Annotated in this window: 15 protein-coding genes; 9 read left to right on the plus strand and 6 right to left on the minus strand. The window is 65.2% G+C overall.

Annotation, left to right across the window (positions count from 1 at the left end):
- The first annotated feature begins 97 nt into the window (after positions 1–97).
- Positions 98–1,120, plus strand: coding sequence for a Leu/Phe/Val dehydrogenase (locus BLS61_RS21185; RefSeq protein WP_090434323.1), 1,023 nt, complete (start codon positions 98–100; stop codon positions 1,118–1,120).
- Here the strand turns inward: BLS61_RS21185 and BLS61_RS21190 are convergent.
- Positions 1,117–1,998, minus strand: a complete 882-nt coding sequence (locus BLS61_RS21190; protein ID WP_090434325.1) for a DMT family transporter — start codon at positions 1,996–1,998, stop codon at positions 1,117–1,119. The genes BLS61_RS21185 and BLS61_RS21190 overlap by 4 nt on opposite strands.
- A gap of 479 nt (positions 1,999–2,477) precedes the next feature.
- Between BLS61_RS21190 and BLS61_RS21200 the strand changes: the two genes are divergently transcribed.
- The gene (locus BLS61_RS21200) at positions 2,478–2,720 is read left to right on the plus strand and encodes a hypothetical protein (RefSeq protein WP_090434333.1); all 243 of its coding nucleotides are present in this window, start codon (positions 2,478–2,480) and stop codon (positions 2,718–2,720) included.
- A gap of 39 nt (positions 2,721–2,759) precedes the next feature.
- Here the strand turns inward: BLS61_RS21200 and BLS61_RS21205 are convergent, their stop codons facing one another.
- Positions 2,760–3,023, minus strand: a complete 264-nt coding sequence (locus BLS61_RS21205; RefSeq protein ID WP_090434336.1) for a YebG family protein — start codon at positions 3,021–3,023, stop codon at positions 2,760–2,762.
- 325 nt (positions 3,024–3,348) lie between these two features.
- Between BLS61_RS21205 and BLS61_RS21210 the strand changes: the two genes are divergently transcribed.
- Both BLS61_RS21210 and BLS61_RS21215 read left to right on the plus strand, forming a co-directional pair.
- Complete coding sequence (locus BLS61_RS21210) at positions 3,349–4,524, plus strand: diguanylate cyclase domain-containing protein (RefSeq protein ID WP_167358764.1); 1,176 nt, start codon at positions 3,349–3,351, stop codon at positions 4,522–4,524.
- 121 nt (positions 4,525–4,645) lie between these two features.
- Entirely contained in the window at positions 4,646–5,140 is a 495-nt protein-coding gene (locus BLS61_RS21215) for a phosphate-starvation-inducible protein PsiE (protein ID WP_090434341.1), read from the plus strand.
- A 15-nt stretch (positions 5,141–5,155) separates the two neighbouring features.
- Here the strand turns inward: BLS61_RS21215 and BLS61_RS21220 are convergent, their stop codons facing one another.
- Together BLS61_RS21220 and BLS61_RS21225 are read right to left on the minus strand one after the other, a co-directional pair.
- Positions 5,156–7,786, minus strand: coding sequence for a DEAD/DEAH box helicase (locus BLS61_RS21220; RefSeq protein ID WP_090434344.1), 2,631 nt, complete (start codon positions 7,784–7,786; stop codon positions 5,156–5,158).
- Positions 7,787–7,931: 145 nt separating this feature from the next.
- On the minus strand, positions 7,932–8,804 hold the full coding sequence (locus BLS61_RS21225; protein WP_090434347.1) for a helix-turn-helix domain-containing protein: 873 nt from the start codon (positions 8,802–8,804) through the stop codon (positions 7,932–7,934).
- A gap of 217 nt (positions 8,805–9,021) precedes the next feature.
- Between BLS61_RS21225 and bglX the strand changes: the two genes are divergently transcribed.
- The 4 genes from bglX to BLS61_RS21245 all read left to right on the plus strand — a co-directional run bounded on the left by bglX (position 9,022) and on the right by BLS61_RS21245 (position 16,368).
- Positions 9,022–11,316, plus strand: coding sequence for a beta-glucosidase BglX (gene bglX / locus BLS61_RS21230; RefSeq protein WP_208598832.1), 2,295 nt, complete (start codon positions 9,022–9,024; stop codon positions 11,314–11,316).
- Positions 11,317–11,576: 260 nt separating this feature from the next.
- The gene (locus BLS61_RS21235) at positions 11,577–13,112 is read left to right on the plus strand and encodes a glucan biosynthesis protein G (protein WP_090434354.1); all 1,536 of its coding nucleotides are present in this window, start codon (positions 11,577–11,579) and stop codon (positions 13,110–13,112) included.
- Positions 13,105–15,645, plus strand: coding sequence for a glucans biosynthesis glucosyltransferase MdoH (mdoH, locus tag BLS61_RS21240; RefSeq protein WP_090434357.1), 2,541 nt, complete (start codon positions 13,105–13,107; stop codon positions 15,643–15,645). Before BLS61_RS21235 ends, mdoH begins: the two co-directional genes overlap by 8 nt.
- A gap of 189 nt (positions 15,646–15,834) precedes the next feature.
- Complete coding sequence (locus tag BLS61_RS21245; protein WP_090434365.1) at positions 15,835–16,368, plus strand: cytochrome b; 534 nt, start codon at positions 15,835–15,837, stop codon at positions 16,366–16,368.
- Positions 16,369–16,983: 615 nt separating this feature from the next.
- Here BLS61_RS21245 and BLS61_RS21250 read toward each other — a convergent pair.
- Positions 16,984–18,870: a DEAD/DEAH box helicase gene (locus BLS61_RS21250; RefSeq protein WP_090434360.1), complete on the minus strand. Its 1,887-nt coding sequence runs from the start codon at positions 18,868–18,870 to the stop codon at positions 16,984–16,986.
- Positions 18,871–19,020: 150 nt separating this feature from the next.
- On the opposite strand from BLS61_RS21250, the gene BLS61_RS21255 reads away from it, so the two are divergent.
- Positions 19,021–19,914 carry a DMT family transporter gene (locus tag BLS61_RS21255; protein ID WP_090434362.1) on the plus strand — a complete coding sequence of 298 codons (894 nt, stop codon included), beginning with the start codon at positions 19,021–19,023 and terminating at the stop codon, positions 19,912–19,914.
- Positions 19,915–20,194: 280 nt separating this feature from the next.
- Here BLS61_RS21255 and BLS61_RS21260 read toward each other — a convergent pair.
- Positions 20,195–20,923: integrase core domain-containing protein (locus tag BLS61_RS21260; RefSeq protein ID WP_139205580.1), on the minus strand; the 729-nt coding region annotated here is incomplete at its 5' end.

Raw genomic sequence — 20,923 nt, forward strand, 5'->3', positions numbered from 1 at the left:
ATTCTCCGCTGGCTTGTGCTTTTGTAGCCTCTGGCGGGATCGTCGTCCAGTGTGGTTCTCCTATACTGAGGCCTGAAGTCCGACCGGGAGCTCGCCCATGTTCAGCATGATGGAAGCCGCCCGCCTCGAGGCCCTGCACCTGGCCGAGGATCCGGCCAGCGGTCTCAAGGCCGTTATCGCCATTCACAACACCCGCTTCGGGCCAGCACTCGGCGGCTGCCGTTACCTGGCCTATGCCGATGAGCAGAGCGCCATTGCCGACGCCATCCGCCTGGCCCAGGGCATGAGCTACAAGGCGGCGCTGGCCGGTATCGATCACGGTGGCGGCAAGGCGGTGATCATCCGACCTGCGCATCTGCCCAGCCGCGCCGCACTCTTCGAAGCCTTCGGGCGTTTCATCGAGACCCTCAACGGGCGCTACATCACCGCCATCGACAGCGGCACCTCCAGCGCCGACATGGATTGCATCGCCCAGTACACCAACCACGCCACCAGTACGACCCAGGAGGGCGACCCGTCGCCGCATACGGCGCTGGGTGTGTTCGCCGGCATCCGCGCCACGGCGCAGGCGCGCCTGGGCAGTGATGATCTGGAAGGATTGCGGGTTGCCGTGCAGGGCCTGGGCAACGTCGGTTTCGCCCTGGCCGAAGCGCTGCATGCCGCTGGCGCCGAACTGCTGGTCAGCGATCTCGACGCCGGGCGCGTGCAACTGGCCGTCGAACAACTGGGGGCGCATCCGATCGCCAGCGATGCGCTGCTCACCACACCCTGCGACATCCTCGCGCCCTGCGGCCTGGGCGGCGTGCTCAACGCGCAGACGGTGGCCCATCTGCGCTGCGCTGCGGTGGCAGGCGCGGCCAACAACCAGCTGGCCAGCCCCGAGGTGGCCGACCAACTGGAGTCGCGCGGCATTCTCTATGCGCCGGATTATGTGCTCAACGCTGGCGGGCTGATCTACGTGGCGCTGCGTCATCGCGGCGAGGAGCTGCCGGCGATCACCGCGCACCTGGTGCAGATCAGTCGACGCCTGACCGAGATCTACGCCCACGCCCAAGCCGAAAAACGCTCACCGGCGCGCGTCGCCGACTATCTGGCAGAGCGCCTGCTGTACGGCACCTAGCTGCTATCCGACGCGCTCCCGGTGGGGGCGAAGCGAAAGACCAGGGTCAGGCCGAGCAGGATCATGGCCATCCCGGCCAGGGCGCTGACCGAAAGGCGGTTGCCCAGCAGCAGGTAGTCGAGCAGCACCGTCGTAACCGGCACCAGATAGAACAGGCTGGTGACGTTGACCAGATTGCCGGTCTGGATCAGCCGGTAGAAAAGCAGCTGTGCGCCTACCGAAATCACCAGTCCCATCCACAAAAGCGGCATGATCAACCCGACCTCAAAACGCACCTGCCATTGCTGGCTGGGTAAAAGCAGCAGGCTGCCCAGCAGGCAGAAGCCGTACTGCAGCGGCAGGGCGCGCATGGGGGGCTGCCGCAGGTTCTTCTGCGCGATGGTGCCGCTGGTGATGCAGAGCAGGGCACCCAGTGCCATCGCCACACCTGACAGTGGCATCGCACTGCCCAGCAGACTGTCGGCGACAATGGTCGCCAACCCGGCCAGAGCCAGCAGCAAGCCGAGCAGGCGCAATGGCGAGGCGCGCCGCTCCAGCAGCATGAGAGTCAGGATGGGTTGTACACCGAGCACGGTGGCCAGTACGCCGGGCGTGATGCCTTTGGCCAGCGCCAGCATGTAGCAGATGCTGTAACCGCCGATCATCAGTAAGCCGGCTCTGGCGGTTGCCCAACGCATACCACGTTCGGGTAGCCAGACCCCGGAGTGACTGGCGATCAGCACCAATGCTGCAAAGGCCAGGGCAAAGCGCAGCAGCAGAAAGGCGAAGGGCGAGGCATGGTCCAGGCCCAGGCGAGCGAAGATCGCACCGCCGGACCAGAGCAGCACGAACAGGGCAGTCGCGCCATAGGTGCGCAGAGAAGTCGAAGCGAAATGCATGAGGGAACACCTGTCGAAAATCCGCAAGAGCTCCACACGCGCGCAAAGACGCGTATCGACAAGGTCGATGAATGGAGCGAGGAGGAAGCGGGATCAGCCCGCTTGGACGGAGGCCGGCGGTGGGGGTGTGCCGGCGTGACAGGCAGGTGGTGGCGCACAGCCATCGGCAGCGACGCGATAGGCGGCGCTGGCGAAATCATTGAGGCAGTGCGCGATAAGGGGCATGAAAACGGCTTCGGATATGTCGCGGAGAGCCTGAAGGCTAGCCTGTCGCTGCCATAGGGTCAATGATCGCCGATTTCACCCTGGTAGCACCCCGGCGAGCGGGGCGAGTCGTGACGCTGCAGGGCCGTCGCCCGCTTCGGCCTCGAGATCGAGCCGCTTGCGCTGGATCATGACGCTGCCTTCATGGCCTGCGGCAATGCCGCACTTGGCGCTGCCGTCGGGCTCGATTAGCGTGGTGAAAGGAGGGGTTCACCATGGACTATTTCATCATCGTCGTCACCACGGCAGCCGGCCTGTACTTTCACTGGTGGCTGTTTCACCGCATTCGCCAGTGGAGCGACCGTGACCTGGCGCTGTCCTTCGCCGAAGGCGACCAGGACAAGCGGCAGTACATGCTGGAACAACTGGCCCGAGCCCGGCGCGAGGGCGTCAAGCGGCGCGAGTTGCCTGCCTGGCTGGAACAGGCCGCGGCGCAGTATTCCGTCAGCAGCCTCTAGGTCGAAGCCCCGGTGGGGGAGCGGGGCCTCTGTCTGTGGTCATTCGCTGGCGGCGTCGATTTCCAACTCGTCGAGTGCGTCGGGCTGGCTCTTGAACGCCTTGGCGAAGACGTCGCGGTTCTTGGCCATGAAGATACCCAGCTCCTCGCCCTGTTCCTCGCTCAGGGACGGCACCGCCTTGTGCAGCACCTCGCTGAGGCGTTCGGCCAGCTCCAGCATCTTGTCGTAACGGTCGGCTTCGGCCTTATCCATGAACAAGCGCTCCGGATCGCGGCTGCTGCGGTACACCACTTCGACGGCCATTCATCACCTCGTCTGCCTTCATATGTCGTTGGGAGTTAACTGGTTTTTTATACAGTGGTGGCGAGAATAAAGGACTCGCTGCCGTTTGGCCAGTATTGCATAGCCTCATGGCGCGAATCCCTGCTGCAGGCCCGAATGGGACGGTGGCCCGCGGGTGAATGACTGCCACAAGAAGCGTTACTTTTGTACAGTTGGTCCGTAGGTGCGTATGGCACCTGCCAGAGGTTTCCGGGCAGCGCTTTTACAGGGGTCGAGTGGACATCTATATTCACTGCAGGCGTCCCCCTCGATGCCTCGGCAGTGCCCATTCCATGAGGTGTTTGCCTTGAACGCAGTCGGTCGTGTCGAGCGCAAGCTGCTTGCGCTGGTGGCACTGTTCTACCTGAGCCTGATGCTGTTGATCGGGGCAATATGGGGAAGCCAGGCCAGCCTTTCCAGTGGGCGCGATGTACAAGAGTTGTATCGATCTCTCTACGGTTTGTCGTCACTGCTTTCCACCCTTCAGGATGCGGAGATCGGCCAGCGCGGCTATTTGCTTACCGGCGACAAGCAGTATCTGGCGCCTTACGAGCGGGCCATCGCGCAACTGGACGACCACCTGGCATCGCTGGTGGAGAATCCCAAGCTGCATCCCTACAAGGCCGACATCGAGGCCATAGCCAGGCTCAGCCAGCTCAAGCGCAGCGAGCTGGCGCAGACCATAGTCGTGCGCAGGGAGCAGGGGCAGAGCGCTGCACAAGGCATGCTGAACGGAGACATGGGCAAGCGTTACATGGATGAAATGCGCGTACGCATCGGCAATATCGAACGTGGGGTCGGGGAGTCCCTGGGGGAGCAGAAGGCGGATCTGCAATGGCGTTCGGATCTGGCGCTATGGGGTGGTGGTGGCGGTGCGCTGTTGATGCTCGGTCTTCTCACGCTGCTGTTCGTCGATCTGCGCCGCGATCTCAACGAGCGTGCCGAACTGCTCCAGCGACTTGCCTTCGAATCCCAGCACGACAGCCTCACCCGGGTGCCCAATCGGCGTGCGTTCAACGAGATGCTGGATCAGGCGCTGGCACTGGCCAGGCGAGGCGAGCGCCAGGTGGCGCTGCTCTATCTGGACCTGGATGGTTTCAAGCCCGTCAACGATCGGCATGGCCATGCCGCTGGCGATGCGATGCTCAAGGCCGTGGTCGGCAAATGGCAGGGTCTGATGCGCGAGGGGGAAGTCCTGGCGCGACTCGGTGGTGACGAATTCGCGGTGATCGCTGCCGGTGACGCCGATGCCGTGGAGCGGCTGGCGCAGCGCCTGATCGACGCGCTGGACGCTCCACTGCTGGCGCAGTACCCCGACGTGCGCGTCGGCGTCAGCGTTGGTCTGGCGCGCTATGCCGAACACGGCGAGGATCGCCGTCGACTGATCGCCGCGGCCGATACGGCCATGTACCGCGCCAAGGAAGCGGGCAAGCACTGCTTCGCCTGGCCCGAGGCACGTCAGCCGGCACTGGCTGCGGTCTGAGTCCCTGTGTCTTTCCGTCACATCCCGGCATCATCCTCAAGCTGGTGTTTTTCCTGCATGCTCGTCAGCGGGCATCCATGTCGGATGCCGGACTGCATGCTTGTTTGGGGAGAAGTGAAGGATGAATTGGGCGGAACGTCTGCGTGAGGGCATGCATGGCCTGGCGGAGTCGCTGGGCAATCTGTTGATGGAGGCCTTCCATTACCTGGCGTTGTTCGCCATCGGGGCGATCACGGCCTGGGCGGGGGTGATGACCTTCATCGGCATGCTGGAGAAGGGCCACATCACGGTCGATGACATTCTGCTGCTGTTCATCTACCTGGAATTGGCGGCGATGGTGGGCATCTACTTCAAGACCAACCACATGCCGATCCGCTTCATGATCTACGTGGCGATCACGGCGCTGACCCGTTTGCTGATTTCCGATATTTCCCACACCCACAAGCCGAGCTGGGGCGTAGTGATGGTGTCCGGGGCGATCCTTTTGCTGGCCCTGGCGATTCTGGTGGTGCGCTACGCCTCGTCGCGCTTCCCCGCCGTGGCCGGCCCGCATCCGCGCAGCAAGGCACGCAACCGCGCTGATGCCGAGGCCGAGCGCGACGATACCTCGGACTGAGTCGCCGGGGCGCTGTCAATCGAGCGGCGCGAACAGCGCCGCCAGGTCTTCTTCATCCAGTTGCCACTGGCCCTGGCTGCCACCGTCGAGCACGCCACTGGCCAGGCTGGCCTTGGCCTGTTGCAGCTGCTGGATTTTCTCCTCGACGCTGCCACGGGCGATCAGCTTGTAGACGAACACCGGCTTGTCCTGGCCGATGCGGTAGGCGCGGTCGCTGGCCTGGGCTTCGGCGGCCGGGTTCCACCAGGGGTCGAAGTGGATCACGGTGTCGGCGGCGGTCAGGTTGAGGCCGCTGCCGCCGGCCTTGAGGCTGATCAGAAACACCGGAAATTCCCCGGCCTGGAAGCGTTCGACCGGTGTGCGTCGGTCCTGGGTGCTGCCGGTGAGCTTGGCGTAGGTGATCCTGCGCGCCTGCAGCTCGGCTTCGATCAGGGCCAGCATCGAGGTGAACTGGGAGAACAGCAGCACGCGGCGGCCTTCGTCGACCAGTTCCTGGAGCATGTCCAGCAGGGCGCTGAGCTTGCCCGAGTCGGCGGCGGTCAGCTCGCCGCCGTCCTCGCCGAGCAGGCGCAGGTCGCAGCAGCTCTGGCGCAGGCGCAGCAGTGCTTCGAGGATGACGATATGGCTGCGTGCCAGGCCCTGGCGGGCGATCTCGTCGCGCACCTTGCGGTCCATCGCCAGGCGCAGGGTTTCGTAGCGGTCGCGCTGCAGCTGGGTCAGCTCGACCCAATGGGTGATCTCGGTCTTCGGCGGCAGCTCGCTGGCCACCTGCTCCTTGGTGCGGCGCAACAGGAAGGGGCGGATGCGCCCGTTCAGGTGATTGAGGCGCTGCGCGTCGCCACGTTTCTCGATGGGCGTGCGGTAGTCGCGGGTGAAGGCCTTGGCGTCGCCCAGCCAGCCCGGCATGAGGAAATGGAACAGCGACCAGAGCTCGCCCAGGTGATTTTCCAGCGGCGTGCCGGTCAGGCACAGGCGCAGGTCGGCCTGCACCTGTGCTGCAGCTGTGGCCGCCTTGCTGCGCGGATTCTTGATGTTCTGCGCTTCGTCGAGAATCAGCAGGCGATAGCGCTGCTGGTTCAGCGCCTTGAGGTCGCGCGGCAGCAGGGCGTAGGTGGTGAGGATCAGATCGTGCTCGGCGATCTGCTCGAACAGCGCCTTGCGCTTGCTGCCATGCAGGGCCAGCACGCGCAGTTGCGGGGTGAAGCGCGCCGCCTCGTCCTGCCAGTTGGGAATCAGGCTGGTGGGCATGACGATCAGCGCGGGCTTGTCGAGGCGCCCGGCCTGTTTCTCGCAGAGGATGTGCGCCAGGGTCTGCAGGGTCTTGCCCAGGCCCATGTCGTCGGCCAATACGCCGCCGACGCGCAGCTCGGCCAGGGTCTGCATCCAGTTCAGGCCCTGCACCTGATAGGTGCGCAGTTCGGCCTGCAACCCCTCCGGTGGGGCGATCTCGCGCACTGCCAGATTCTGCAGGCGCTGGGCGAAACCGCGCAGCTCATCGCCACCTTGCCAGCTCAGTGCTGGGCCGTGCGCCAGTTCGGCCAGGCGTGCGGCGTCGGCGCGACCCAGGCGCAGCGGCAGGTGGTCTTCGCCGGGGTCGCGGAAATACAGCTCGCCGAGGGTGGCCAGCAACGGCTTGAGGCGGGCGAAGGGCAGGGCGATGCGCTTGCCGCCCTGCGGCAGGCTGACCAGCAGACGATCCTCATCGGCGCGCTGCGCCAGCGCTTCGGGTGCCAGCAGCCAGGGCGTGCGGCGAATGGCCTGGAGCAGGATCGGCAGCAGGCTCAGGCGCTGGCCTTCGACCTCGATGCCCAGCTCCAGATCGAACCAGTTCTGCTGCGGGTCCTCCTCGACCTCGGCGTACCAGTCGTCGACCTCGGCGAGGTTGTACTGGAAGTCCGGGCGCATGTGGATCTGCCAGCCCTCGGCGCGCAGTTGCGGCAGTTGCTGCTGAACGAAGTCCAGCCAGTCGCGCTCGCGTTCCAGCTCGAACGGCTCGCCGGCATCGCTCGGCAGCGCTTCGCTCTGGCGCAGGGCCACTTGCAGGCCGAGGCTTTCCAGACGTTTGCGCAGGGCGGCTTCGGCGGCGCCGTCGCGGATCAGGCGCAGGTTGGTCTGCTCGTCCAGGCGCTTGACCAGGTCCCTGGCCGGTTTGCCGAAGACCTTGTGCCCGGCGTAGTCGAAGGCCAGCGCCGCGCGGTGCTGGGTCTGCTCCTGCATGCGCCCCTTGCGCGCGTCGAAATGCACGCGCACCTGGCTGCCGAGGCTGAGGATGGCTGTGGGGGCGATGCCTTCCAGGCGCGTTTCCGCCAGCTCCCTGTCCGCCACGATGATGTCCGAGAGGTCGCTGCCGGCGCGTTGCTGGGCTTCCAGAGTGAGCAGGGCGGCGACCACGTGCTTGCAGTTGAAACCGACCGGGCAGTTGCAGTGGCCGGTCACGCTCCATTTGCGCCCATAGGGGTGCAGGGTGATGCGCTGCTGATAGGTCTGCCCAGCCGAGCCTCGGCAATTGGCGAGCAGGCTGTTGTCCTTGAGGCTGAGCAGTTTGCTGCGCTTTTCCTCGGCATAGCCCTGGCCGCGACGCAGGTCACCGGCACCGAACTCCGAACGCCAGTCTTCCTGGCGTAGGTGGTGGATATCCAGGGGCATCAGCGAAGCCCCGTGGGCGAGAATGTGTGGCGCATGAAATCGGTCGCGGCAATGCAAAGCCGCAGATTTTCGCATAGCTGCGCGGCGATTAGCAGGCGTGGCGCCGAGATTGCGACGGCAGGGCGGGTGTAACCCGCCGGCTGCGCTAGCCGAACGCCGCGCGGTACTGCCGCGGCGTGGCGCCCAGGGCCTGGCGGAAGCGGTTGCTGAAATGGCTGGCGCTGGCAAAGCCGCAGGCCAGCGCCACCTCGCTCAGCGAGGGCTGCGGCTGACGCAGCAGCTGGCAGGCGCGGGCCAGGCGTCGGGCCAGTACGTAGCGGTGCGGCGGCACACCGAAGCTGCTATGGAACATGCGCGCGAAGTGATATTCCGACAGGGCACAGAGCGCGGCCAGTTGGCTCAGCGGCAGGGGGGTATCCAGGTGCTGCTCGATGAACTCGCGCACGCGCCGACGTTGCAGCGGTGCCAGTCCACCCTTGAGGCGCAGGCCCTGGCGCAGGCCGACCTGATTGAGCAGGGCGTGGTCGAGCAACTGGTGGGCCAGGCTGCTGGCCAGCAGGCGCTCGCCCGGCTCCTGCCAGTCGAGGGTGCACAGCTGGCGAAAGAGTGCGGCTTGTTCGGCGTCTTCAAGGAAGGTCGCTTCCTCCAGTTGCAGGCTGCGCGGTTCGCGGTCGAGCAGGGCGACCGCGCCAAGGGCGAACTGCTCCTGCTCTATATAGAGGTGGGCCAGTTGAATCTCGCCGTTGATGATCCAGGCCGACTGGTGCTCGGCCGGCAGGATGCACAGCTTGTCCGGTGCGCCCTTGTTGCCGGGGTGCTCGCGGCGAAAGGTGCCGGTGCCGCCGGCCAGGTAGCACGACAGCGTGTGATGACTGGGCGCCAGGTAGTCGCGCGCGTCGTGGGCGTTGCTCCAGCGGGCCACGGCCATGCCGTTGCCCAGCTCGGCCATGGCGTGCAGCCGCGCGTTGGGCGAGCGGCTCATGCTCTGGAATACCTGCAGACGTTCGAATTGCGCCATCACCTTCTCCCGAATGCAGCCATGCTACGCCTGCCAGCCGGCAAAATCAGGGGCGGCGAAAAAAATGCGCAAGTTTGCGCAAGTCTGGAGTCCTAATCTCTGGAACGCCTTTGATTGGTGCCGAAGTTTTTTTGCACTAACCCGCGGCGCGGCGCGAGGACTCGGAGTATCGTGGCGGCCACTCAAACAATGATTCGCATCCCGGATGCCGCTCCTGATGAAATACCTGCGCCAGTTCGCTCTCGCCTCTGTTCTGTTCACCCCCAGCCTGCTGACTGCTGCTCCGTCCATAGACGACAAATCGGCCTTCATCGCCGACCTGGTGGGGCGCATGACCCTCGAGGAAAAGGTCGGCCAGCTTCGCCTGATCAGCATCGGCGGCGACATGCCGCGCGAGCGCATTCGCGAGGAGATGGCTGCCGGGCGCATCGGCGCCACCTTCAACTCGGTGGTGCGCCCGGAGAATCGCCCGATGCAGGAGGCCGCGCTGCGCAGCCGCCTGGGTATCCCGGTGTTCTTCGCCTACGACATCATCCATGGCCATCGCACCACCTTTCCCATCGGACTGGGTCTGGCGTCGAGCTGGGACATCCCGGCCATCGAGAACAGCGCCCGGATCGCGGCCTTCGAGGCCAGCGCCGACGGCCTGGACATGACCTTCGCGCCGACCGTCGACATTTCCCGCGACCCGCGTTGGGGCCGCACCTCCGAAGGCTTCGGCGAGGACCCGTACCTGGTTTCGCGTATCGCCGCGGCCATGGTGCGCGGCTACCAGGGGCAGGACCCCAGCGATCCGCAGCGCATCATGGCCAGCGTCAAGCACTTCGCCCTGTACGGCGCGGTGGAGGGCGGGCGCGACTACAACGTGGTCGACATGAGCCCGATGCGCATGTATCAGGACTACCTGCCGCCTTATCGCGCCGCCATCGATGCCGGCGCCGGCGGGGTGATGGTGGCGCTCAACGCGATCAATGGCGTGCCGGCCTCGGCCAACACCTGGCTGTTGCGCGACCTCCTGCGTCGCGACTGGGGCTTCAAGGGCGTGGCGCTCAGCGACCACGGCGCGATCACCGAGCTGCTGCGCCATGGCGTGGCCGCCGATGGCCGTGAGGCTGCAAAGCTGGCTGTCACGGCTGGGGTCGGCATGAGCATGGCCGACACGCTCTACGACGAGGAACTGCCGGGACTGGTGCGCAGCGGCGCGGTGCCGCAGAGCGTGCTGGACGAAGCCGTCACCCACGTGCTGAACACCAAGTACGACCTGGGACTGTTCCACGACCCGTTCCGTCGCATCGGCCGCGCCGAGGACGATCCCGCCGACGTCAATGCCGAGAGCCGCCTGCACCGTGCCGAGGCACGGGCCATGGCACGCGACTCTCTGGTGCTGCTGGAAAACCATGGCGATACGCTGCCGCTGAGCAAGAAGACCACTGTCGCGCTGATCGGCCCGCTGGCCGACTCACCGGTGGACATGCTCGGCAGCTGGTCGGCGGTCGGCGTGGCCGAGCAGGCAGTGACGCTGCGCAAGGGCCTGGAAGCGGCGCTCGAAGGGCAGGGCAAGCTGCTTTACGCGGTGGGCGCCAACGTCACCGACGATGCCCATGTGATCAATTACCTCAACCAGCTCAACTGGGATCGCCCGGAAGTCGTGCTGGACCAGCGCACGCCGCAGGCGATGCTGGAGGAGGCCGTGCGTGTGGCTTCCCAGGCCGATGTCATCGTCGCGGCGGTGGGTGAGGCGCGCGGCATGTCCCACGAGTCGTCCAGCCGTACCCGTCTGGATCTGCCGGACAGCCAGCAGGCCTTGCTGCGCGCGCTCAAGGCCACCGGCAAGCCGCTGGTGCTGGTGCTGATGAACGGCCGGCCGCTGGCGCTCGGCTGGGAGAAGGAAAACGCCGACGCGATGCTCGAGACCTGGTACAGCGGCATCGAGGGCGGCCATGCCATCGCCGACGTGCTGTTCGGCGAGCACAACCCCTCCGGCAAGCTGCCGATCACCTTCCCGCGTTCGGTCGGGCAGATTCCCACCTACTACAACCACCTGCGCCTGGGCCGCCCCTACACTCCGGGCACGCCCGGCAACTACACCTCGCAGTATTTCGAGGAGCCCAACGGCCCGCTCTACCCGTTCGGCTATGGCCTGAGCTACAGCGAGTTCCAGCTATCGGCGCCGAAGCTGTCTGCCGAGCGCATGAAACCGGGCGAGAAGATTCGCGTCAGCGTCACGCTTAAGAACGTAGGGCCGCGGGCTGGCGCCACCGTGGTGCAGCTGTATCTGCACGATGAGGCCGCTTCGGTGATCCGTCCGTTGAAGGAACTCAAGGATTTTCGCAGGGTCAAGCTTGAAGCAGGTGAGGTCCGCGAGCTGAGTTTCGAGATCGACGAAACCATGCTGCGGTTCTACAACGCGAGCCTGCAGCATGTCAGCGAGCCAGGTGTCTTCCGCGTCCAGCTGGGGCTGGATTCGCAGAGCGTACAGGAGGCGCGTTTCGAACTGTTGCCAGGCCAATGAGGGCGTGGCCCAAGGAGGCGAAAAATATACTCGCGCGAGCACCTGTGCCGGACTTCACGATCTGGTAATAATGCGCAGAAAGAATCCGCGCATGCGGAGACGTCACCGTTCGGCTGGCTGTCTGCATCGTGCTCGCGTTGTCTTTGCACCATTCGCCTGATTTCAACTCCCTGCAGTGGCCGCCTCCGGGTTGGCCGCTGCCTGTCAGTACGTGTCGCCCTGGAGGCTGTGTGTCGATGAGTCGTTGTTCTGGAGCCCGTATGGGCAAGGCCGGCAAGCTGGCCCTCTGTGTGCTCCCTTTGCTGTTCGCTGCCCAGAGCTGGGCTTTCGAGCTGGATGATGTGGCCGTCAAGGCCAAGGCGCTGGCCGCCGAACGCTACAGCGCGCCGCAAAGCCGGTTGCCGGCTTCGTTGCGCGAACTGCCGTTCGCCGGTTACCAGAAGGTTCGCTTCCTGGAAGAGAAGGCACATTGGCGCGACGGCAAGACGCCGTTTCAGCTGTATTTCTTCCATCAGGGCATGCATTTCGACGTGCCGGTGAAGATCAACGAAGTGACCGCCGAGGGCACCGAGGAGATCAAGTACGACCCGTCGATGTTCGACTTCGGCGACCTCAACCTGAACCCCGATGATCTCAAGGATCTCGGCTTCGCCGGCTTCAAGGTGATCCACGAGATCAATGCCAAGGGCACGCACGACGAAGTGATGAGCGTGCTCGGTGCCAGCTACTTCCGCATCGTCGGCAAGGGCCAGGTGTTTGGCCTCTCTGCCCGCGGCCTGGCGATCGACACTGCGCTGCCGTCCGGCGAGGAGTTCCCGCGTTTCACCGAGTTCTGGATCGAGAAGCCGCAGCCGGATCGCCGCAGCCTGGTGATCTATGCACTGCTCGACTCGCCGCGAGCCACCGGCGCCTACCGCATGGAGATCAAGCCGGGCCGCGACAGCGTGCTCGACGTGCAATCGAAGGTCTACCTGCGCGAGAACGTCGAGAAGCTCGGCATCGCTCCGCTGACCAGCATGTACCTGTTCGGGGCCAACCAGCCCTGGCCGCGCCCGAACTACCGCCCGCAGCTGCATGACTCCGACGGCCTGGCCATCCATGCCGGCAATGGCGAGTGGATCTGGCGCCCGCTGAACAACCCGCAGCGTCTCAACGTCAGCAGCTACCGCATCGACAATCCGCGCGGCTTCGGCCTGATGCAGCGTGGCCGCGACTTCAACCAGTATCAGGATCTCGACGATCGCTACGAGCTGCGCCCCAGCGGCTGGGTGGAAACCGTCGGCGACTGGGGCGCCGGTCATGTCGAACTGGTGGAGATTCCGACCCCGGACGAAACCAACGACAACATCGTCGCCCTGTGGCGCCCGGAGCAGCTGCCGGCGCCGGGGGAGTCGCTGGATGTGGCCTATCGCCTACACTTCAGCCGTGACGATGCCAAGCTGCACGATCCGCAACTGGCCATGGTCAGCCAGACCCGCCTGTCCGAGGGCGACATCAAGCAGGCCAACCTGATTCGCCAGGCCGATGGCAGTACCGCGCTGGTGATCGATTTCGTCGGTGAGGAACTGGCCAAGCGTTCGCCCGACGCGGCGCCTACCGTGCAGGTCAGTGTCGATGGCAATGCCGAACTGCTCGAGGACAGCCTGCGTTACAACCCGGTGAGCAAGGGCTGGCGCCTGATGCTGCGGGTCAAGGTGAAGAATCCGGCGCAGCCGGTGGAGATGCGTGCCGCGCTGGTCGAGGACGGCAAGCCTGTGTCGGAAACCTGGAGCTATCAGCTGCCTTCCCATGAATAACACCCTAGACGCTACACAGATCCAGGATTACCTGGGTGAACTGCCGCTCGATCACGAGCGGCAGCAGGCTCTGGCCCATCGTCTGGAAGAGCAGGGCGGCGATCTCGCCACCCTGCATCGTGCCCTGCACGAGGACGATCAGGCGGCGGCCGAGCCCCAGGAGGAAACCCGCGAGATGCTCGAGTCAGTGCCAGCGCGCCTGGCACTGGGCTGGCCGGATGCGCTCGAGCGCGGCTGCCGCATCGTGCAGGACCACCAGGGCCGGCCAACCATCGATTCGACGCCGCCGATCAAGCGCACGCGCATGGTGCCCGAGCCTTGGCAGATCAACATTCTGGATCGCGGCTGGCGCCGTCTGAAGGGCGAGAAGCCCACGCCGCGGCCGCGCACACGCGAGAGCGAAGACTTCGCCGAAGAGCGCTGGCGGCACGTCGCTGCGGTACGCCGCACCGCGCTGCTGGTGCTGATGATCGTGCAGACCGTGGTTGCCACCTGGTACATGAAATCCGTGCTGCCCTATCAGGGCTGGTCGCTGGTCGACCTGGGCCTGGTGTTCGAGCAGCCGCTGCGCGAGTCGGCGCGGCAGATCCTGCCGTACGTGGTGCAGACCAGCATCCTGGCGCTGTTCGCCCTGCTGTTCTGCTGGGTGTCGATGGGCTTCTGGACCGCGCTGATGGGCTTCTTCCAGCTGCTCAAGGGCCACGACCGCTACAGCATCTCGGCCAGCAGCTGCGGTGACGAGCCGATCTCGCCGCGGGCACGTACCGCGCTGGTGATGCCGATCGCCAACGAGCACGTGCCGCGGGTGTTCGCCGGGCTGCGCGCGACCTATGAGTCGCTCAAGGCCACCGGTCAACTCGACCACTTCGACTTCTTCATCCTCAGCGACAGCAACGATCCGGACATCTGCGTCGCCGAGCAGCAGGCCTGGATGGAGCTGTGCCGCGAGGTAGAAGGCTTCGGCCACATCTTCTACCGCCGCCGTCGGCGTCGGGTGAAGCGCAAGAGCGGCAACATCGACGACTTCTGCCGGCGCTGGGGCAGCAACTACCGCTACATGGTGGTGCTCGATGCCGACAGCGTGATGAGCGGCGAGTGCCTGACCCGCCTGGTGCGGCTGATGGAGGCCAACCCCGGCGCCGGCATCATCCAGACCGCGCCCAAGGCCTCGGGCATGGATACCCTGTACGCCCGCCTGCAGCAGTTCGCCACCAGCGTGTACGGGCCGCTGTTCACCGCCGGCCTCAACTTCTGGCAGCTGGGTGAGTCGCACTACTGGGGGCACAACGCGATCATCCGGGTCAAACCCTTCATCGAGCACTGCGCCCTGGCGCCGCTGCCGGGCACCGGCTCCTTCGCTGGCGCGATCCTCTCCCACGACTTCGTCGAAGCCGCGCTGATGCGCCGCGCCGGCTGGGGCGTGTGGATCGCCTACGACCTGCCGGGCAGCTACGAGGAGTTGCCGCCGAACCTGCTCGACGAGCTCAAGCGCGACCGCCGCTGGTGCCACGGCAACCTGATGAACTTCCGCCTGTTCCTGGTGCGCGGCATGCACGCGGTGCATCGCGTGGTGTTCCTCACCGGCGTCATGTCCTACCTGTCGGCGCCGCTTTGGCTGCTGTTTCTGGTGCTCTCGACCGGCCTCCTGGCGATCCACACGCTGATGGTGCCGGAGTACTTCCTGCAACCCAACCAACTGTATCCACTGTGGCCGCGTTGGCAGCCGCAGGAAGCCATCGCCCTGTTCTCCGCCACCATGACCCTGTTGTTCCTGCCCAAGCTGCTCAGCGTACTTCTGATCTGGATCAAAGGCGCCGAGGCTTACGGCGGTCGCATGCGCGTGCTGCTGTCGATGCTGCTGGAGGCGTCCTGCTCGGTGCTGCTTGCGCCGGTGCGTATGCTGTTCCACAGTCTGTTCGTCACCGCCGCCTTCCTCGGCTGGTCGGTGCAATGGAACTCGCCGCAGCGTGTGGATGACTCCACGCCCTGGAGCGAAGCCTTCCGCCGCCACGGCACCCAGGTGCTGATCGGTATCGGCTGGACGGCGCTGGTGGCCTGGCTCAACCCGGACTTCCTGTGGTGGCTGGCACCCATCGTCGTGTCGCTGATTCTCTCGCCGGTGGTGTCGGTGCTGACCAGTCGCACGGCGCCAGGCCTGGCGGCGCGGCGCAGCAAGCTGTTCCTGATTCCCGAGGAACACAAGGTGCCGGTGGAGCTGAGCAATACCGCCGAGTACGAGCAACTGAACAGCTCGCGTGCGCTGCAGCGAGGCTTTCTCCGCGCGGTGGTCGATCCGCTGTACAACGCCCTGGTCTGCGCCATGGCCCGTGCCCGCCACGCCAAGGTGGTGCCGGCTGCCGAGGCGCTGCGCGATGAGCGTATCGAGGAAATCCTCAACGCCGGGCCTGAAGGCAAGGTAGAGGCCACCCGCTGGCGTCTGCTCAACGATCCCGACGGCATGGCGCGCCTGCACGCGCGCATCTGGCAGGAACCGCAATATCACGCCTGGCGCGAAGCGCTGCGCGACGCCTGATCATCCGACGCGCCCCTTCTGGGGGCGCGTCGTGATGCCTTTCTGACATAACCGCTAACATCTGCAGGCGCCCGCAAGCCCGGGTGCACGGCACCATTGCGTGCGGATCGGGTCATTGCCTCGGATGGCAGCGTTTGGCTGTTAGATCTGACCACCGTTTTCGTCGATGACATTTGGAGAGAAGCCATGATGTCGACTCTGCATGATTCCGCGCAGCGCTACGGCGCCGTTACACGCCTGCTGCACTGGAGCATGGCCGTTCTGCTGGGGTGGCAGTTCGTCACCGTGCTGGCCCATGTCCTGCTGGAAGACAGCGCCCTGGACAAGTTCGCCTGGAGCACGCACAAGGCCACCGGCCTGCTGCTGATGGTGCTTGTGGTGATCCGCCTGCTCTGGGCGTTTTGCAGCCGTAACCGCCGGCCGGCAGCGGTCAGTACCCTGGCCCGTTTCGGCCACCTGGCCCTTTACGGGCTGCTGTTCGTCATCCCGTTCGTGGCGCTGCTGCGCCAGTACGGTTCGGGCCGCGAGTTCGTCGCCTTCGGCATGACCGTCATGCCCGGTTTCAGTGATCCCAAGATCGACTGGATGATCGCCCCAGCCAGCCTGCTGCACGGCAATCTGGGCTGGCTGCTGCTGTTCATGGTGATCGGGCATGCGGCCATGGCCTTCATCCATCGTCGCCACGGCGACGAGGATGTACTGGCACGTATGATCGGTCGTTGAATCGGCCGGCTATGGCAAAAGGCTTACACGCCCAGGCGGCAACCTCCACTGTTGCCAGCGCGGGCCGATCTCTAATCTACACACATCCCCTGCAGCGACGGATCGCTGAGGATCAAGGAAGATGACCAGGCCAAGATGGCTACCGACAGGATGTCGGATGGTTGGGAAGAAACCCGCTCAGGCGGGTTTTTTGTTGCCTGTAAAAAAGTACCGGGTCATAACGAGAGCCTGATCAGTCGCCTAGCCCCAGCGTTTTCAGGCGTAGCGCTGACCTGAAAAGCTTCGCCCCGAGGCGGGGCTCCTACGCCAGGCTGCGTTGGGTGCTGCAATTGCTCGAAGCTCAACGCTATGCCGCGAACCTGTAGGAGCGGCGCCTCGCCGCGAATCCGGGCGGCGCTGACACCAACAGCTTCGCCCCGAGGCGGGGCCTCTACGCCAGGCTGCGTTGGGTGCTGCAATTGCTCGAAGCTCAACGCTATGCCGCGAACCTGTAGGAGCGGCGCCTCGCCGCGAATCTGGGCGGCGCTGACACCAAATAGCTTCGCCCCGAGGCGGGGGCTCCTACGCAAAGCTGCCGTGTGAGCTTTACGGGAGCGGAGCATTTCGCCGGGCGTTTTAGCTGGCCAGGTACTGCGTCGCGCCCTGGGCCTTGCGCGTATACCACAGCACCCGGCTTACGCCGCGGGTGATGGCCACGTAGGCCAGGCGCCGGGCTTCGTCCTGCATGACCTGGTCGTAGCTGCCGGCGAAGAAACCGCACTGGGCGTAGAGCGCATTGCGCAGCGGGTGTTTGTCCACCGGCAGGCAGTCGTCGAGGATGATCGCCACCTCGGCTTGCAGGCCCTTGGCACGGTGGATGGTCAGGGCCTTGATCGGCAGCGCCTTGTCCAGCTGCGCGCGCACCTGCTGCAGCGGCTCGTTGCGCCGGCTGAGCAGCAGCACGGCGGTGCGGTCGGCGCCGGGGCGGCTGGCGACATGGGCGCATTGCGCGCGGATCTCCTCGAGCAGCCGCGGCATGCCGTTGGCCAGATCGAAGCGCTGGATCAGCTTCACGCCATGGTCGCCCGGTTGCATGGCCTTGGCTGCGACGCAGGTCTTGGCCTGCTTGTTGTGCACCTCGGCCAGCACCTTCTCGGCATCGCGGATCACCGGCTCGATGCTGCGGTAGTTGGTGTTCAGCAGCAGGGTGGTGCTCTTGCCACGTCCGCGGCTGGGGAAGTGCCGGTCGAAATCGATGAACAGCTCCGGCGAGCTGCCGCGCCAGCCGTAGATCGACTGCCAGTCGTCGCCGATGGCCATCAGGCTGATGCGTTCGCCCGCAGCGTGCAGGCGGCGGTGCACGGCCTGCAGCCACAGCACGATCTGCGGCGAGATGTCCTGGAATTCGTCGATCAGCAGGTGGCTCAGGGCGAGCAGGGCGGGGCCGGGTTTGCCGCCGTCGCTGCTCAGTCGCTCGCTCAACTGCGCGAACGCACCGTTGAAACTGATCAACCCCTGGCTGTGCAGCAGGGCGCTGAAATGCTGGTGGAAGCGCTGCATGGCTTCGATGAAATCGCGTTCGCGGGGGCCGCAGCCCAGCGCTTTCACGTCCAGACGGTCGAGGCGAATGCCCAGGCTCTCGGCGAAGTCGATCTGCCCGTGTAGCAGTTCTAACAGCGGCAGAGCGGCGAACTCACCGGGCAGCTTGCAGACATCCAGTGGCGCCTTGGCCTTGCCCAGTGGCGGCTCTTCGGGGGCCGGCAGCTTGAGCAGGCGGTGAGTCAGGACGCGAAAGCGCGCATCGTCTGCATAGGCGTTCTGGTAGGCCTGCTTGAGCAGGCGCTGCTGCGCGGGGCGCAGGCGCGTGCCTGCGAGCGGGTTGTCCGGTTCGTCGCCGGGCTCGTCCAGTTGCTCGAACCAGCGTGGGTTGCCCAGGCTCTCCTTGGCCAGCGTGGCCATGGCGGCGTGGAAGGTGCGCACGCATTGGCGCGCGTCGTGCGGGTAGTGCCAGAAGTCGAGCAGGCGTTGCAGGCGCTCGCGTAGCTCGTGGCAGGAGGCATTGGTGAAGGAGATCACCGTCAGGCGCTTGGGCTCGATCTCCAGATGGCAGAGCAGGAACACCACGCGCAATACCAGGGTGCTCGACTTGCCCGAGCCGGCGCCAGCGAAGATGCGCGCCAGCGGGGCGCGGCAGAGAATCATCGCCCACTGCTCGTCCGACGGCGCACCGATCAGCCCGGCGCTTACCGCTTCGGCCACGCGCTCGCGCATGGCCTGCACCTGGGCGTCTTCGATCTTCAGCCGGGTTGCAGGGTAGATACCGACGGGGCCGGGTTTGCTGCTGGCGGTCTTGCGACTGCCGGCTTTCTTGTTGCCGGTGGATTTCTTCTTGCTCTGCTTGCGCACCGGCTTGCGCGGCTGCGCCGCTTCGCGCTCGGCGCGCAGGTAGGCGGTGGTGCGGGGGAAGTAACGGGCGAGGGCGCTGGACAGCAGTTGTTTGTAGCGCGCGACGGCAGAAAGCATGCGGTGAGAGTGGCCTGGCTGACAAAGCCCGCATGATAAAGCCTGCAGCGCGATGGCAGGCAGTGATGGCGCAGCGATAAATGCGCAACTTTGTGCAAGCGCCCGGCGTACATCGCTTCCAGACTGTGCTCCAGTCTTGGGAGATACTCGATGAACCTGTCGCTTTACCTGCTGACCGTACTGATCTGGGGCACCACCTGGATCGCCATCAAATTGCAGATGGGCGAGGTGGCCGTGGCCGCCTCCATCGCCTATCGCTTCGCACTGGCATCGCTGGTGCTGTTCGCCATGCTCTGGTTCAGCGGCCGCCTGCAGCCGCTGGATCGTCGCGGCCAGGGCATCTGCCTGGTGCAGGGCCTATGTCTGTTCTGCCTCAACTTCCTGTGCTTCTACACCGCCAGCCAATGGATACCCAGCGGCCTGATCGCAGTGATCTTCTCCACTGCCACCTTGTGGAATGCGATCAACGCGCGGCTGTTCTTCAAGCAGCGCATCGCGGCCAACGTACTGCTCGGCGGCGGGCTGGGGCTGGCCGGCCTGGGGCTGCTGTTCTGGCCTGAGCTGGCCGGGCATGAGGCCAGCCGCGAGAGCCTGCTGGGCATCGGCCTGGCGCTGTGCGGCACGCTGTGCTTCTCCGCCGGCAACATGCTGTCCAGCCTGCAGCAGAAGGCCGGGCTCAAGCCGCTGACCACCAACGCCTGGGGCATGCTCTATGGCGCGCTGATGCTGGTGGGCATCTGCCTGGTCAGCGGCACGCCGTTCGCCTTCGAATGGAACGCGCGCTATGTCGGTTCGCTGCTGTATCTGGCGATTCCAGGCTCGGTGATCGGCTTTACCGCCTACCTGACCCTGGTCGGGCGCATGGGCCCGGAGCGCGCCGCCTACTGCACGGTGTTGTTCCCGGTGGTGGCGCTGAACATCTCGGTGTTCGCCGAGGGCTATCAGTGGACGGCTCCGGCGCTGCTTGGCCTGGGCCTGGTGATGCTGGGCAACGTGCTGGTGTTTCGCAAGCCCAGGCCGGTGCTTGTCGAGGCGAGGGTCTGATTGCCGGGTCGGTTCGCTGCGCACGGCGCACCCTACCGTAGGGTGCGCCGCGTGTTCAGCCGGGGGACATGGTAAACACCTGTCGGGAGACATGGGTAACAGGTTGATGATCATGTTGCCCGCTGCCTCAAGTCTATCTGGCGTAGCGTTTTTCGAATGAAGACCACATCGTAGACACCATCTTCGGCGGTGGGGCGGATAGCGACATTCTCTCCATACAAACCGCCACTGACGAAGACGTTGAGCCCTTTGAAAGACACCTGCCCGGTCCGACGGACTCTCACCACGTGGTCTTCCGGTTCGTATTCGATTGTTGGCAATTGCTCCGGGTAGCTGCGGGGCTAGGTCGATAGCGCTCTATGGGCGGTCGTTGGTCCAGGGCTTCGTGCGGGCGGTAGTGGTTGTACTCGTCCCGCCACCGGTTCATCACCTGCTGACAGTGCTGCAAATCGCTGAACGCGCGATGCAGTACTTCACGCTTGAGTGTCTGGTGGAAGCGCTCCAGTTTGCCCTGGGTCTGCGGGTGATAAGGCCGGCTATGGCTGACCTCGACGCCCAAGCGCATCAGCCAAACTTCCAGCGTGGATAGCCCGCCGGCGATATTGGAGCCCCAGGGTGGTCCGTTGTCGGCGGTTATGCGCCGCGGCAAACCGTACTGGCGAAAGACCTCGATCAGATGCGGTTTCACCAGCTCCAGCCGCTCTCCCTCGCAGGCTTGCAGGCAGAGCGAAAAGCGTGAGTGATCGTCCAGCAGGGTCAAGGGATGACAGCGAGACGAACGGCGATCATTGAGGGCGATGTGGCCCTTGAAGTCGATCTGCCAGAGATCGTTCGGGTTCGGGTGCTCGAAACGGTGATTAGCCGGCGGTTGCGTCTGTTCGTTGTGATAGCGAACACGACAATCGTGGCGCCTGAGGATCGCATCGATGGTGCTGTGATGGGGCGGATCAATGTCCGCGCTGCGCAATAAGCTGCGCAGCTTGCGAGCACCCCAGTAGGGATAGCGGTG

Origin of the sequence: Ectopseudomonas guguanensis, assembly GCF_900104265.1 — a bacterium.
GTDB lineage: Bacteria > Pseudomonadota > Gammaproteobacteria > Pseudomonadales > Pseudomonadaceae > Aquipseudomonas > Aquipseudomonas guguanensis.

Bases quoted from the DNA above. Each gene is read 5' to 3' on its own strand.
- BLS61_RS21235 (WP_090434354.1), top strand. From the start codon at position 11,577: ATGGGCAAGGCCGGCAAGCTGGCCCTCTGTGTGCTCCCTTTGCTGTTC.
- BLS61_RS21220 (WP_090434344.1), bottom strand. From the start codon at position 7,786: ATGCCCCTGGATATCCACCACCTACGCCAGGAAGACTGGCGTTCGGAG.
- BLS61_RS21185 (WP_090434323.1), top strand. From the start codon at position 98: ATGTTCAGCATGATGGAAGCCGCCCGCCTCGAGGCCCTGCACCTGGCC.
- BLS61_RS21190 (WP_090434325.1), bottom strand. From the start codon at position 1,998: ATGCATTTCGCTTCGACTTCTCTGCGCACCTATGGCGCGACTGCCCTG.
- BLS61_RS21250 (WP_090434360.1), bottom strand. From the start codon at position 18,870: ATGCTTTCTGCCGTCGCGCGCTACAAACAACTGCTGTCCAGCGCCCTC.
- BLS61_RS21255 (WP_090434362.1), top strand. From the start codon at position 19,021: ATGAACCTGTCGCTTTACCTGCTGACCGTACTGATCTGGGGCACCACC.
- BLS61_RS21215 (WP_090434341.1), top strand. From the start codon at position 4,646: ATGAATTGGGCGGAACGTCTGCGTGAGGGCATGCATGGCCTGGCGGAG.
- mdoH (WP_090434357.1), top strand. From the start codon at position 13,105: ATGAATAACACCCTAGACGCTACACAGATCCAGGATTACCTGGGTGAA.
- BLS61_RS21205 (WP_090434336.1), bottom strand. From the start codon at position 3,023: ATGGCCGTCGAAGTGGTGTACCGCAGCAGCCGCGATCCGGAGCGCTTG.
- BLS61_RS21225 (WP_090434347.1), bottom strand. From the start codon at position 8,804: ATGGCGCAATTCGAACGTCTGCAGGTATTCCAGAGCATGAGCCGCTCG.
- BLS61_RS21200 (WP_090434333.1), top strand. From the start codon at position 2,478: ATGGACTATTTCATCATCGTCGTCACCACGGCAGCCGGCCTGTACTTT.
- BLS61_RS21245 (WP_090434365.1), top strand. From the start codon at position 15,835: ATGTCGACTCTGCATGATTCCGCGCAGCGCTACGGCGCCGTTACACGC.
- bglX (WP_208598832.1), top strand. From the start codon at position 9,022: ATGAAATACCTGCGCCAGTTCGCTCTCGCCTCTGTTCTGTTCACCCCC.